Annotated in this window: 14 protein-coding genes and 1 riboswitch; of the genes, 6 read left to right on the forward strand and 8 right to left on the reverse strand. The window is 43.2% G+C overall.

Annotation, left to right across the window (positions count from 1 at the left end):
- Nucleotides 1–5 precede the first annotated feature (5 nt).
- Complete coding sequence (locus FPZ43_RS11610) at nt 6–851, reverse strand: helix-turn-helix domain-containing protein (protein WP_146382090.1); 846 nt, start codon at nt 849–851, stop codon at nt 6–8.
- Nucleotides 852–1071: 220 nt separating this feature from the next.
- Nucleotides 1072–1180, forward strand: a riboswitch (SAM riboswitch).
- Nucleotides 1181–1540: 360 nt separating this feature from the next.
- Here FPZ43_RS11610 and FPZ43_RS11615 point away from each other — a divergent pair.
- Nucleotides 1541–4729, forward strand: coding sequence for a SusC/RagA family TonB-linked outer membrane protein (locus FPZ43_RS11615; RefSeq protein WP_146382091.1), 3189 nt, complete (start codon nt 1541–1543; stop codon nt 4727–4729).
- A gap of 5 nt (nt 4730–4734) precedes the next feature.
- Nucleotides 4735–6174 carry a SusD/RagB family nutrient-binding outer membrane lipoprotein gene (locus tag FPZ43_RS11620; RefSeq protein ID WP_146382092.1) on the forward strand — a complete coding sequence of 480 codons (1440 nt, stop codon included), beginning with the start codon at nt 4735–4737 and terminating at the stop codon, nt 6172–6174.
- A gap of 309 nt (nt 6175–6483) precedes the next feature.
- Here FPZ43_RS11620 and FPZ43_RS11625 read toward each other — a convergent pair whose 3' ends face one another.
- The 3 genes from FPZ43_RS11625 to FPZ43_RS11635 form a co-directional block, all read right to left on the reverse strand.
- Nucleotides 6484–6648, reverse strand: coding sequence for a preprotein translocase subunit YajC (locus FPZ43_RS11625; protein WP_146382093.1), 165 nt, complete (start codon nt 6646–6648; stop codon nt 6484–6486).
- Between the two features lie 218 nt (nt 6649–6866).
- A complete protein-coding gene (locus FPZ43_RS11630) occupies nt 6867–7187 on the reverse strand; it encodes a hypothetical protein (RefSeq protein ID WP_146382094.1) in 321 nt (106 codons plus the stop codon).
- A 12-nt stretch (nt 7188–7199) separates the two neighbouring features.
- Nucleotides 7200–7388: a hypothetical protein gene (locus FPZ43_RS11635; protein WP_146382095.1), complete on the reverse strand. Its 189-nt coding sequence runs from the start codon at nt 7386–7388 to the stop codon at nt 7200–7202.
- 200 nt (nt 7389–7588) lie between these two features.
- On the opposite strand from FPZ43_RS11635, the gene FPZ43_RS11640 reads away from it, so the two are divergent.
- Together FPZ43_RS11640 and FPZ43_RS11645 are read left to right on the forward strand one after the other, a co-directional pair.
- Entirely contained in the window at nt 7589–8839 is a 1251-nt protein-coding gene (locus FPZ43_RS11640; RefSeq protein ID WP_146382096.1) for a BamA/TamA family outer membrane protein, read from the forward strand.
- A 54-nt stretch (nt 8840–8893) separates the two neighbouring features.
- Nucleotides 8894–9313: a DUF1810 domain-containing protein gene (locus FPZ43_RS11645; protein ID WP_146382097.1), complete on the forward strand. Its 420-nt coding sequence runs from the start codon at nt 8894–8896 to the stop codon at nt 9311–9313.
- On the opposite strand, the gene ku is transcribed toward FPZ43_RS11645, so the two are convergent.
- The 4 genes from ku to FPZ43_RS11665 all read right to left on the reverse strand — a co-directional run bounded on the left by ku (nt 9310) and on the right by FPZ43_RS11665 (nt 11477).
- Complete coding sequence (gene ku / locus FPZ43_RS11650) at nt 9310–10080, reverse strand: non-homologous end joining protein Ku (RefSeq protein ID WP_146382098.1); 771 nt, start codon at nt 10078–10080, stop codon at nt 9310–9312. The two genes, FPZ43_RS11645 and ku, sit on opposite strands and share 4 nt — an antisense overlap.
- A gap of 11 nt (nt 10081–10091) precedes the next feature.
- Nucleotides 10092–10343, reverse strand: a complete 252-nt coding sequence (locus FPZ43_RS11655; RefSeq protein ID WP_146382099.1) for a hypothetical protein — start codon at nt 10341–10343, stop codon at nt 10092–10094.
- 110 nt (nt 10344–10453) lie between these two features.
- Complete coding sequence (locus FPZ43_RS11660) at nt 10454–10750, reverse strand: hypothetical protein (protein WP_146382100.1); 297 nt, start codon at nt 10748–10750, stop codon at nt 10454–10456.
- Nucleotide 10751: 1 nt separating this feature from the next.
- Nucleotides 10752–11477: a pirin family protein gene (locus tag FPZ43_RS11665; RefSeq protein ID WP_146382101.1), complete on the reverse strand. Its 726-nt coding sequence runs from the start codon at nt 11475–11477 to the stop codon at nt 10752–10754.
- A 219-nt stretch (nt 11478–11696) separates the two neighbouring features.
- On the opposite strand from FPZ43_RS11665, the gene FPZ43_RS11670 reads away from it, so the two are divergent.
- Nucleotides 11697–12089 carry a hypothetical protein gene (locus FPZ43_RS11670; RefSeq protein WP_146382102.1) on the forward strand — a complete coding sequence of 131 codons (393 nt, stop codon included), beginning with the start codon at nt 11697–11699 and terminating at the stop codon, nt 12087–12089.
- 148 nt (nt 12090–12237) lie between these two features.
- Complete coding sequence (locus FPZ43_RS11675) at nt 12238–13317, forward strand: efflux RND transporter periplasmic adaptor subunit (protein ID WP_146382103.1); 1080 nt, start codon at nt 12238–12240, stop codon at nt 13315–13317.
- The last annotated feature ends 5 nt before the right edge of the window (nt 13318–13322 follow it).

The raw sequence follows: 13322 nt of genomic DNA on the forward strand, positions 1-13322 counted from the left end.
ATTTTTCAGCCAGACTTTACCGGGTTGTAAGTTTTAAACTCAAACACCAGCCTGCTGTCTCCCACTTGTGCTAATTTGCATAACAGATCACTTGGATTGGAACCAGTGAATTGCCTGTAGAATTTAATTAAATATGACTGATCATAAAAATTACTTTCGTGCGTAATATCGCTGAGGCTTTTAGAACGCTCATCGAAAAGCTTATTTTCCAGCGAGTATCGGAAGCGGGCGATGCGCTGATGGGTAATAGGTGAAACACCGAGGTGCTTTTTAAATAGCCGGTTGAATGTTCTGAGTGATAGCCCCGCTGTGGCTGCGACCATTTCCATCGAGCGATCTGAATGAACATCAGCCAATAATTCAAGTGCTTGTTGCAAACTCCGTTGAGTAAATGGTCTGTAATAGCGGATAAGCAGGTTCTCCAATAGCTGCATTTGTACCGACCGGGTATCGTCGAATAAGTCTGCAGGTATAGTCCAGGCATTGAAGAGGCAAGGGTCGGCGGTGATTAGGTCTCCAAGCGCCTCATCGATGAAATGATTTAACCCTAAAGGTTTGAATAGGATGGTAACTCTGGAAAGGACGCCTCCCATATCGACAAGTAAAGGGCTTTGACGTTTGCCTTGCAGCACGCATGATATATTGTTCGATCCGTTCCCTGTTACAGCCAGTTGCCCTCCAGTATAATGAATACTTGCCCCGCAATAAATTGTAACAGCGTTAAAGGTGTGAGGAAAAGAATAGTGTCTGCTCTGAAAATTATCAGCATCGCTTTTAAGGGTATAAAAACAATAGATATATTCCTTAAGCAAAGGCGAAACAGGGTAAACAGGTTTGAATTCTGAAATCATACTAACAAGACGGCAAAAAGATTAATGCGTTACACCGGATTAAGTGCTCAATAGGCAAGATTATTATGCAACGCTGACTCTTACACATTCGAGATCACCAATAAGTTACACCCAAAAAGTATTTAAGCATTTAGTCGCGCATTAAAAATGCGTAGATTAATTCTATTATTTCTATAGATATTATATTAATTTATATATTTGCATCGTCAAGGTTCTTAATTAATTATCAAGAAAGACTGAGGGAAAGGCCCGATGATGTCTTAGCAACCTGTACGCCAAAAGTATAAAGGTGCTAATTCCTGCCTGCAGCAATGCAGAAAAGATAATGTTTGCAATTATGCATGCCCTTTGGGCACTCATTACATCATCTCTATCCGCAGCCATCTTAAATAATTGATAAGACCAATAAATAGCTACTACATTAATCGAATTTATTTTTTACAGCCCTATATATGAATACAAACATTTACACTAAGCCGCCTTTACCAAAACTGCAAACATTGCAACGTAAAGCTACCTCGTCATCTTCTTCTTTCCGCTCCTCTTTAATGTGTTGCTGCTGCTGTTCACGTTAACCATACCGCGCTGCTATTTATAGCCACATCGCGCCAAATACCACTTATTATTTAATACTCATGAGGCGTTTTAAAACGCGCTCACTAGTCGTTTTTTACCTTTACACATTTAATATGTTCAAAATTTATAAATTTTTATCGGCAGTATTATTGCTGTTTGCAAGCGTGCAACTTACCAATGCACAGGCTGTTAAAATAAGCGGTGTTGTTACCGCCCGGGCCGACGGCCAGCCACTTCCTGGTGTAAGCATTGGGGTAACAGGATCCACAAACGGTACACAAACAGATGTACAGGGTAAGTTTACCCTCAATGCAAACGCAAATGATATCTTAAGGATATCATACATTGGTTTTACCACTCAGGAAATTAAAGTAACCAACACCAGCAATCCATTACAAATTGTACTGCAGGAAGCGCCTAATTCTTTAAATGAGGTTGTTGTGACTGCGCTAAATATATCTAAGGATAAAAAATCTCTGGGCTACGCCGTTCAGGGGCTTAAATCAAAAGATATTTCGGAAGCAAAAGAAACAAACCTCGTCAACGCACTCTCTGGTAAAATAGCCGGTTTGCAGGTTACAGGCAGCCAGGGCGATATGGGTTCGTCCCGCATTATCATTCGCGGCGAAACATCTGTATCGGGTAACAACCAACCGCTATTTGTGGTAGATGGTGTTATTGTAGATAACTCGCAATTCCAGGGAACTAACGGTTCAAGGGATTTTCAGAATGCCATAGCAGATCTCAACCCCGAGGATATCGAATCAATGAGCGTGTTGAAGGGCCCAAATGCAGCGGCCCTTTATGGGTCGCGCGCTGCGGCCGGAGTTATCCTCATAAAAACCAAAACAGGCAAGGGCACCAAGGGGCTTGGCATAACTATCAACTCCAACACATCATTCGCTACGCTTAAAGTTTTCCCGGATTACCAGAACCAGTTTGGACAAGGCTCAAACGGCAGGTTTAGCTACGTAGATGGTAAGGGCGGCGGTATCAATGACGGAGTTGACGAAAGCTGGGGCCCGCCACTGGATGGCAGGCTTATACCGCAGTTTTACTCAAACGGGCAGGCTGTTCCGTTTGTGGCGCATCCAAACAACGTACGCGACTTTTTCAATACAGGTGTTACCTTAAATAACGGTGTTGCACTTGCAGGTAGCGGCGAAAAGTTTGATTACCGGGTGTCTTATAACAATTTACATCAAACGGGCGTGGTACCTAATTCATCTCAGGGCCGTAACTCGATTATGCTGAATTCAACCTTCCGCCCTACTAAAAAACTGACTGTTACAACAATAGCCAATTACATTAAGGACGATGCTGGTAACCTGCCGGGGGCGTATGGCAGGCGCGCAACCAGCACCATGCTGCAATTTACCTGGTTTGGACGCCAGGTGGATATCAACCGCTTAAAAAATTACAGGGATGCAAACGGAAATACCTTTAATTGGAACAACAGCTATTACAGCAACCCATATTTTATTGCTTACGAAAACACCGTAGCCCAGCACAAGAACAGAATTATTGGCAGTGTGGAACTGAATTATAAGATCATTGACGGCCTATCTGCAAATTTCCGCACAGGTACCGATTATTATAACGACCGTCGTAAAATCAAAGTGGCATACGGTACCAACGGAACGCCTTTCGGATCGTATGAAGAGGACGCATATACTGTTAACGAAACTAATACCGAGGCGCGATTACAATACACCAAAAAACTTAACAAAGATTTTTCGTTCGATGGATTTTTAGGTGGTAACATCAGCACCATACTTAATGAGCAAAACGACCAGATAGCACCCAAGCTGGCTGTGGCAGGATTATATACCCTAAGCAACTCGCGCGACCCTTTGGTGTCATCAAATTACTATGGGAAGCTTAAAACCTACAGTTACTTTGCATCGGCACAAATCGGGTTCAGAAACTATGCTTTCTTAAACTTAACAGGCCGTAACGATTGGTCATCCACCCTAGCTACAGCAAACTTATCTTACTTCTATCCTTCAATCAATGGCAGCTTGGTAGTATCAGAAGCCTTAGACTGGAAAAGCGATGCCTTAAGCTATTTAAAACTACGGGGCGGATGGTCTAAAGTGGGTAAAGCAACAACGCCTTACCAGTTAATCAATACGTACAATTTTACGGCGCCATTTGGTACTAATCCGCAGCAGAGCGCTGCAAGCATCAATCTAAATCCCGATTTAAAACCCGAAACAACAACTTCTGGCGAGGCTGGTTTTGAAGCAGGCTTTTTAAGAGACCGGATAAGGCTTGATGTAAGTGTTTACAACACCAATAGCGTAAACCAGATATTAAACGTTGATGTTAGCCCAACAACCGGCTATACACAAAAACTAATCAATGGAGGCCGTATAAATAACAAAGGGCTGGAGGTTCAGTTAAGCGCCACACCGGTAAAATCAAATAGCTTTACCTGGGATGTTACCGTTAACTATTCACGTAACAAAAGCAAAGTGGTATCGCTAGATGACGACGGCCAGTTGCAAAGCTACATTTTGGGCACCAACCGTACGGTGCAAGTATTGGCAGCCGTTGGCCAGCCATACGGAACGTTGTTTGGTAACGCTTACACACGTGATGCGTCCGGACAAATTGTTATAGGTGCAAACGGCACGCCGGTTATAAACCCTGCAAAACAATACCTGGGCAAATACACGCCGGATTGGCTTGGAAGCATTAACAACAGTTTCACTTATAAAGGTGTTAACCTGAGCTTTTTAGTGGATGCCAGGATAGGCGGATCCATATACTCAAACACCAATCGTACGGGCACTTACACAGGGGTGCTTGCCTCAACCCTACCCGGCCGGGGTGCAGCCAATGGAGGCTTAAGCTATTACTACCCGGGTAATAACACATCTGTACCTGCGGTGCAGGTAAGCAACGGAGCAACGGCCCCTGCCGGTGAGACAGTTTATGATGACGGTATGGTATTTAAAGGTGTAAAGGCCGATGGAACGCCAAACACAACAATTTTGTCGGCCCAATCCTACTATAAAGGCTTTACCAATGTGGATGAGGCATTTGTTTACAGTGCATCATACGTTAAACTACGCGAAGTGAAAATTGGTTACACGTTCCCGTCGCAATGGGTGAAGGGAGTAGGCTTGCAATCGGCAACTGTTTCACTAGTGGGCCGTAACTTATGGATCATCCATAAAAACGTACCGAACATCGATCCGGAAACTGCCTTCAATACAGGCAACGGCCAGGGCCTGGAAGACCTTACACTGCCTACCGTACGCAATATAGGCTTTAACATTAACCTTAAATTCTAACTACCATGAAATTCAAATACATCACCACCATATTATCAGCAACGTTCATATTGACGGCAACGTCATGCAGAAAAGATTTGGAAGAGATCAATCAAAATCCTAACGCTTCTCAAACTGCCCAACCCGATTACTTGTTAACGGCGGCCACCAAAGCAACTGCAGATACCTATTGGGGAACGGCCAATAACATGGATGCAAGTTTGCTTTTTGTACAGCACTGGGCAAAAATTCAATATACTGACCCCGACAGATACATTTATACCAACACATCTTTCCAGGATTTATGGACGGTTGGTTACACGAAAAGCATTGTAAACCTAAACCAGATCATCAAATTGGCCGATGCACAATCAAACCCCAATTACAAGGGCGTAGCATTGGTACTCCGGTCATGGGTATTTCAGCTTTTAACAGATGCTTACGGAGATATTCCATATAAGCAAGCTACCAATATCAACGAGTACTTAACACCAGCTTATGACAAGCAAAAGGATGTGTATTTTGCTTTGCTTGATGATTTAAAAGCAGCGCAAAGCCTTTTGAACACAACCGGACCTGCAATTCTAGGTGACGTAATTTATGCCAACAATATTGCGTTATGGAAGAAGTTTGCCAACTCCCTCCGCCTGCGCATTGCACTCCGGATAGCCGACCGCGAACCGGAAAAAGCCAAACAAGTGATTACGGAAATACAAACCGAAGGTGGAAGTTATATAAGCGCTAATAACGAAACGGCACAATTGGTTTACCAGGCTTCACCAAACCAAAACCCTATAAGCAACCTGTTTGATACACGTGACGATTACCGCATCAGTAAAACAATTGTTGATAAGCTTTTTGCATTGGCCGACCCCCGCCTGCCTGTTTATGCAAGCAAAACACAAGATGCCACGCCAGCTACTTATGTTGGTATACCTAACGGATTGCTTGTTGGCGATGCCAGCAACCTTGGCTTTACCAAAACATCTAAACCGGGCACCTACTTTTTGGCTCCAAACGCACCTGCCGTTATATTAAGCTATTCCGAATCTTTATTTGACCGGGCAGAAGCCGCCGCCAGGGGTATTACAACCGACAACGCCGAAAGCTTTTATAGACAAGCTATCCAGGCCTCATTACAGCAATATGGTGCAACAACTGCGGCAGTTGATACCTATTTGGCATCAAATGCGGTGCAGTACGATGCCACAAATTATAAAAAATCCATTGGTGAACAAAAATGGATAGCATTGTTTGGACAAGGTTTGGAAGCCTATGCAGAATGGCGCAGGTTAGATTATCCCCAATTGCAACCGGCTGTAGCCGGAACACTAAGCGGGAAGCTGCCATTAAGGTTTATTTACCCCGGCACAGAACAATCTTTAAACCGGACAAGTTACCAGGCTGCCGTAGCAAACCAGGGAGCTGATGTGCTCACAACTAAACTATGGTTTGATGTAAATTGATATCTATTAATAATCTGATATTAACCGTTATATGAAGGGGCTTTGAGCCCCTTTTTTATTGCAATCGCTTTAAAACAATTGAGTTTTAAAATCATCAAGCAATTGTTACGACTGTGGTCTGGACGTCATAACATAACCAAAATAAAGTGCATCCTGAGTTATGTTAATTCATGATTTTTATAGCCCATGTATCACACCAACAGCTAATGTCCCCAATGTGAGGATGCCCCAAAGTATAGCTAACCATACCTCGGGTTTTATCACGTAATGATTGTTATATTCTTTGTCGGTATCCATATGCATTTACATTTACCCAGCACTATTATTGTCAATCAAATCGGCTGATGGTAATTCAATCTCATCGCCGTTGTCAAGTTTTACGGTAATTGTATCACCTATCGCATCAACTACCTCTCCCTCTTCTCCCCGTTTGGTAATAACCCGCTGCCCTTTCAAAAACAAATGCTCATCCATGCAAGTACAACCTTAAAGAATAATTATTGTTTTTTATTAGTTTAAATTAAAAACCAATAGTTAATACATTAATGATATAAGGAGCGGTTAAGACAGCGTACGTAAGCATGCACTACCTATTAATAGGCAGCCAACTGCTATTAGTCACTTGTGCATTCAATGCTGATTAACAAGAAGTGTAAAAGAAATTAGGTGTAGTAACAAAGCGCAATACTTCGTTATTGAATAGTGATTTTGCTCTTCTTAAAAATCACAGCCCATTTCTCCAAAAATAGTGGCGAAAGCATAGGCTGCTTAACAGCCACAAAATTGATGAATAATGCAGATCGGCCCTGTATAACATAATACAGTTGCGATTCGGGCTTAGGGCTATCGTAAAAGCCTGAAGCCTGTATTTTAAACAGTATCCGGTTGTAGCCATTGGTTTGGCTCTGCTCTATAACCATTAGCGTAGCGTTTTTTGCACGCTTCTTCATCGATGCCAATATCACCGGCGGAATAGCTACCAGCGGTCGCTTCGCGCCCTTTAAAACCAACATCGAACCAATGATTTACCAGTTTTGCAACGTTTCGTTACCCGGAATAAGTTCAACCATTTGCTGGGTACCGCTTTTTTGGTTCGAACCTATCTTCCACTTATATTCTTCCGGCCAAAATATTTTAAGTACTTCCTGCTTCGTTTGGGCAAATGTGTTTTGCGCTGAAACAATAAATAAGATGGCAATGACTAATTTTTTCATGATTAACAAAATAGATTAAACACATCCACAGTACGGCTTATATTATTGCACTGCTCATAATTCACTCTTTATTAACGCGTAACGCTCCGCACAGTTTCAACTATGGGAGATTATCGCCCTATTAATATAGCCGCCTATGGAGGCAGGTCTTCTTTTAAAATCTATATTTGCCCCAGCATTACGTAACTAACCCCTACTACATGAAAAAAGCTGCAATACCATTGCTATTGGCTGCCTTATTGGCTTTGCCTGCTCTGGTAAGGGCGCAGGACAGGAAATCCATTATTCCCTTGAGCCATCTTCGTATGAATGATACGCTCGTGGTTTCAAGCGCAGACACCATACAGCAAAAGGACCTTTATGACGTAATTCGGGGCATTTTTAACAAACACTCCAAAACCGAGAACAAGGCAGCGGTAATTGGCAGCAAGCCCGTTATATCAATTTTACCGGCGGTGGGCTATACATTGCAAACAAAATTGGCTGCCACTATATCCGGCAATATTGCTTTCCGCATGTCGCCGGAGTCGCGCATTTCAACCATATCATCAAACGCAGCTTACACACAGCGAAAGCAGATCTTGATACCCATACAGTCAAACATCTGGACAAAGAACAATGCCTTTAATTACATTGGCGATATTAAATTTTACAAATATCCTCAAAGCACTTTCGGACTGGGCAGCAATTCGAGTGTCAGCAACAACAATCCCATGGACTATACGCTTATACGTGTAGCCGAAACTGTCTTGAAGAAAATAGTGGGTAATTTTTACGCAGGTGCCGGTTTTATTTATGATAACCATTACGGGATCTCTGAAGAAGGTAATCCCGATGGCTCAACATCCGACTATGCCTTGTATGGTGAAAAAAGCCATACCGTATCATCGGGCATAACGTTAAATGCACTTGTTGATATGCGTAACAGCACCATAACCCCTACCAGCGGCTTTTATGCCTCGCTTATATTTAGGGATAACAAAAAGTTTTTGGGCAGCACCTCATCATGGAAATCGCTCATTGTAGATGTGCGCAAATATTATCGCTTCCCCGAAAATTCAAAGAATGTATTGGCGCTTTGGAGTTACGACTGGGTGGTGCTTACCGGCAGGCCACCATACCTTGATTTACCGGCCACCACCTGGGACCAAAACAACGGCACGGGCCGTGGTTACATACAGGGCCGCTTTCGCGGTGCACAAATGGTTTACCTGGAAAGCGAGTACCGTTATGGCATCACCGCAAACGGCTTATTGGGCGGCGTTGTGTTTGTAAACGGGCAATCGTTCTCGGCCAGCCCCGGCAGTAGCCTGGAACGCATGCAAGCGGGCTACGGGGCAGGCTTGCGCATTAAGCTAAACAAAGTTTCTAAAACAAATATCGCTGTTGATTACGGTTTCGGTAACCAGGGCTCAAATGGGGTATTTGTAACCGTAGGAGAGATTTTTTAAAGTCATATATTCTAAAACCCTACAACAAAGGTGCTGTTAGTAAAGTAAAACGCTATGGCACTGGATAGATTTATTGAGGCACAAGAACGTGATTACGGTACTGCACTTACTGAAATAAAGAACGGCCGCAAGCGCAGCCATTGGATGTGGTACATATTCCCGCAAATACAAGGGCTTGGCAGTACCGACACCTCGAAATTTTATGCAATTAAAAATCTAACTGAAGCGTCCGAATACCTAAGCCACCCTATATTGGGTAAGCGTTTAATAAAGATAACTGAGGCTTTATTAGCAAACTCGGGCAATGACGCTCACGCTATTTTCGGCAGCCCGGATGACTTGAAACTAAAATCTTGCATGACGCTATTTGACGCAGTACCCGGCGCCCCCAACTTGTTTAGGCAGGTGCTTGGTAAATTTTACGGCGGGCAAAAAGATCAGCGGACGCTTCAGCTGCTTGGCATAAATAACTAAGCTCCCTTGCGCGATTGCAGGCTGTTCATCAGTTGATCGTACAGGTCGTCGTTGCTCTTTTTCTTTGGCTTAAGCTTTTTAATGGTTGGGCGCTTGCCTTTAGCCTTAGCTTCAATAATCTTAAGCAATTCGGTGTGGTATTCGTCTTTATATTTTGATAGGTCCAGCGGCTCGGTGTATTGCTCAATCAAGTTAAGGCCCATATCCAGTTCCTTCTTACTCACGGTTACTTTATCATCCAGTTTCAGCTCACTTTGATCACGAATTTGCTGCTCAAACCTTATCCGTGTCACCACTATAGATTTCTCAACCGGGTGTATCACGCACAGGCTCTCGGTACTGCGCAGTACAAACCTTGCCAGGCCAGCCTTTTTAGACTTCTTAAGCGCTTCTAACAGTAAAGCATAGGCCTTGTTATTTTTTGTGGCCGGTTCGGTATAGTACGATGTTTCGTAGTACATGGGGTTAACATCGGCAATATCAACAAAGCTTTCAATCTCTATCACCTTACTTTTTTCAGGCGAGGCTGCCTCAAAGTCGGCTTCTTCAACTATAACATAGTCATCATCATACTTATAACCCCTTACAATTTTGTCATAAGGCACCTCTTTTTTTGTCTTTTCGTTTACCCGCTGAAACTTAATATTGGCATGATCGCGGCTATCAAGCATATCCAGGTCAAGCGAGGAAGTTTGTACTGCCGAAAATAGTTTTACCGGGATGCTTACCAACCCAAAACCCAATGAGCCTGTCCATATTGATCTCATAACCTACGTTTTTAATGATTTCGCTGATGCGGATGATGTGCCTCTATTTTATCTGCCAACAGGTTTAAAACCCTCTCATCCAAATTACCCGGGTTTTGGCAAACATGCAGGTACTGGTGAGCGTCTGGCTCAAAACTGGCAACCATTTTCCCATTTTCAAAAACTTTGAATTTGCAGCGCTCATCTTGATGATGAAGGTACTCTCCTATTTCAAATTGATAGGTTTGCTTTTTCAGCGTAACGGTTACCAGATAATTTTCCATACGGCAGCTTATTTCTGTGCAACAACGCCGCTACGCTTTTGTTTAACGTTGGCTGTAACTACAAAGCCCTTAGCTTTTGCAGCTAACGGCTTTGCCAAACATGTTTTTACTTAAGCCAGCGCCTGATAAATTTCGGCGCTAAGCAACCCGCTGCCACCGCCGTAGTGGTAAACAGTTTTGGTACCGGGGCTGTGTTGGTTTACAAATTCTGTTACTTCGGATTCCTCGGCCTCGGTAAAACCATTGCCCAAAAGTGCTATATCAAAATTATCACTTCCCAGCATTTGCTTTGCTTCAAAAAGGTTGTTGGTGCCTATACCTTGCCAGTCGGCGTTGTTGCCCAGCAGTCGTAGTATGGTTTCTCTTATTCCATCATGTTTACATAGCACCAGTATTTTAGCTTGCATATTATTGTTGTTTTACTTCCATTGGCACTTCCATAAGCAATAGTTGTGCGCCCGCTTGTGCATTTATGTCAAGTTCATCAACTGCCCAAATGCCCATACCATCTTTAGTATCAAGTGCCTGGCCATTGATAGTCGCCTGCCCTTTAAGTATCAAAATATAAACGCCATTATCGGCTGCATTGTTGAGCTTGTAGGTAACATTTGTGTCAGTATCAAATTCACCCATATTAAACCATGCATTTTGGTGTATCCAAACGCCTGCATCATCTTTATTTGGCGATAATACCTGATATAATTCATTAGGCTTTTTAGCTTTTATCAGCATCTGGTCGTATCGCGGTGTCACATTGCGTTTATTTGGAAATATCCATATCTGCAAAAACTTCACCGCCTCACTTGGGTCGGCATTATACTCGGTATGATAAATACCTGTACCCGCGCTCATCACCTGTATTTCGCCGGTGGTGATTATGGCCGAGTTACCCATACTATCCTTATGGATCAACTTACCTTCGAGCGGTATCGAAATAATTTCCATATTGTCGTGCGGGTGATCGCCAAAGCCGCGGCCACCAGCCACATAATCATCGTTTAAAACCCTTAGCGCACCAAATTGCACACGTTCATGATTGTAGTAACCCGCAAAACTGAAAGTATGTGAGCTTTTAAGCCAGCCATGATCGGCGTAACCCCTTGTGCCCGCTCTATGTATAACGAAGTTTTCCATCTTATAAATCTTATAATCAAAGATACAAATAAATAAATGTTTAAACACCTATATGCAACTAATTACCTGTGTTTGACATTTTTAGTGTCAGTTGACCTTTATAACATATAAGCTGCTGCATGCATCATTATTAAAACCGCATTAGAAATTCACTATTTATGTAACTTCTTCATCAATTCGCAACAATCAATAAGTTTTTTACATATTTTAGCCGCAGGAATGAAGTGGTTATTCAGATTATTTCTTTCATTAAGTTTTCTCCTCTCGTATGGTTATGCCTTTGTGCATGCTGATACGTTGCAGGTGAACAGCTCCTTACACTCGGCGCAGGCTACCTATAATAGGCTGCATGCCAAGGATACCGTTAAACTTACCACAGGTAACAATAGCAAGAAGGTACGCAAAGTTTATGCTGAAGAAGCAGAAGATGATAGCGACGAAGTTGTTAATTACCGCAAACAGCTTGATAAAGGCACCTGCCTTGCTGCATTATTTTACATACAGCTAACCGGATTTTTAAGTACAGCTCAGCAAAGTAGCCTACCCGTAGAGCCGGTATCAGATGCTCCTACAAATAAAATATACCGCACCCTGCAGGTATTCCGTATTTGATCTTCTTCTCTAAGCAAGCAACTATAAAGCCTGCTTAAATACCATTTGCCCTGCCCAAATAGTTTGCTGCAACGGGCTTAGCGTGCATGTGTCTTTCGCACTTGCCGCTTTTAAATTTCAACTTATTACCTTTTAATATTAAGCTATCATGAAGAGATTTATCATGTTCACGGGGCTGTGTGCAGTGCTTTGCTATACAAGCTGCAAGCCCAAGGAAGAGAAAAAAGAAGAAGAATCAAAACTACTGGTCACCAGCCCGCTGCAAATGGATACAACCGTTACCAACGAGTATGTAGGCCAAATCCGCGCCATAAGGCACATAGAGCTGCGTGCCCAGGAAAAAGGGTATTTGCAAAAAAGTTTTGTTGATGAAGGTGCTTTTGTAAAAAAGGGCCAACTGTTGTTCCAGATAGTACCAACCCTTTACGGTGCCGAAACCGCTAAAGCCGCAGCCGAAGTAAACTTCGCTGAGATTGAATACCAAAATACAAAAAAACTGGCCGACAGTAACATTGTTGCCCCGAACGAGCTGGCCATGGCTAAAGCCAAACTGAAAAAGGCACAGGCCGAACTGTCGCTTACTAACGTACGCCTAAAATTTACAGAAATACGCGCCCCGTTTGACGGTATAATCGACCGCCTGCAAGTGCGTTTAGGCAGCCTTGTTGATGAAGGCGACCTGCTTACTACTCTGGCCGATAACAGCCAGATGTGGGTATACTTTAACGTACCCGAGGCCTACTACCTTGATTATAAAACGCAGCAGCACCAGGCAACGCCGGAAGTTAAATTGATGATGGCTAATCACAAGCTATTCCCTTATCCGGGCAAGGTTGAAACCATTGAGGCCGACTTTGATAATGAAACCGGCAACATCCCTTTCCGTGCTACTTTTCCCAACCCTGATGGCTTGTTGAGGCATGGCGAAACTGGCAACGTACAACTGGTTGTTCCGCTTAAAAATGCACTGCTGATTCCGCAAAAGGCAACCTTTGAGGTGCTTGAAAAGAAATACGTTTTTGTGGTTGACAAGGATAGCCGTGTGCAGGCTAAAGAGATAAACATTGGTTCGGAAATGAACGATTTGTATGTGGTTACCGGCGGCATTACCGCGTCTGACAAAATCTTGTTAGAGGGTTTACGCAAGGTTAAAAACAACGACAAGATCGCTTACAACTTTGAGGACATGAAACACGTGATCCCGCAGTTGCGCCTACCGTCAGAATAATTTGG

This window comes from Mucilaginibacter pallidiroseus (genome assembly GCF_007846085.1).
GTDB lineage: Bacteria > Bacteroidota > Bacteroidia > Sphingobacteriales > Sphingobacteriaceae > Mucilaginibacter > Mucilaginibacter pallidiroseus.

Bases quoted from the DNA above. Each gene is read 5' to 3' on its own strand.
- FPZ43_RS11610 (WP_146382090.1), bottom strand. From the start codon at position 851: ATGATTTCAGAATTCAAACCTGTTTACCCTGTTTCGCCTTTGCTTAAG.
- FPZ43_RS11615 (WP_146382091.1), top strand. From the start codon at position 1,541: ATGTTCAAAATTTATAAATTTTTATCGGCAGTATTATTGCTGTTTGCA.
- FPZ43_RS11620 (WP_146382092.1), top strand. From the start codon at position 4,735: ATGAAATTCAAATACATCACCACCATATTATCAGCAACGTTCATATTG.
- FPZ43_RS11625 (WP_146382093.1), bottom strand. From the start codon at position 6,648: ATGGATGAGCATTTGTTTTTGAAAGGGCAGCGGGTTATTACCAAACGG.
- FPZ43_RS11630 (WP_146382094.1), bottom strand. From the start codon at position 7,187: ATGTTGGTTTTAAAGGGCGCGAAGCGACCGCTGGTAGCTATTCCGCCG.
- FPZ43_RS11635 (WP_146382095.1), bottom strand. From the start codon at position 7,388: ATGAAAAAATTAGTCATTGCCATCTTATTTATTGTTTCAGCGCAAAAC.
- FPZ43_RS11640 (WP_146382096.1), top strand. From the start codon at position 7,589: ATGAAAAAAGCTGCAATACCATTGCTATTGGCTGCCTTATTGGCTTTG.
- FPZ43_RS11645 (WP_146382097.1), top strand. From the start codon at position 8,894: ATGGCACTGGATAGATTTATTGAGGCACAAGAACGTGATTACGGTACT.
- ku (WP_146382098.1), bottom strand. From the start codon at position 10,080: ATGAGATCAATATGGACAGGCTCATTGGGTTTTGGGTTGGTAAGCATC.
- FPZ43_RS11655 (WP_146382099.1), bottom strand. From the start codon at position 10,343: ATGGAAAATTATCTGGTAACCGTTACGCTGAAAAAGCAAACCTATCAA.
- FPZ43_RS11660 (WP_146382100.1), bottom strand. From the start codon at position 10,750: ATGCAAGCTAAAATACTGGTGCTATGTAAACATGATGGAATAAGAGAA.
- FPZ43_RS11665 (WP_146382101.1), bottom strand. From the start codon at position 11,477: ATGGAAAACTTCGTTATACATAGAGCGGGCACAAGGGGTTACGCCGAT.
- FPZ43_RS11670 (WP_146382102.1), top strand. From the start codon at position 11,697: ATGAAGTGGTTATTCAGATTATTTCTTTCATTAAGTTTTCTCCTCTCG.
- FPZ43_RS11675 (WP_146382103.1), top strand. From the start codon at position 12,238: ATGAAGAGATTTATCATGTTCACGGGGCTGTGTGCAGTGCTTTGCTAT.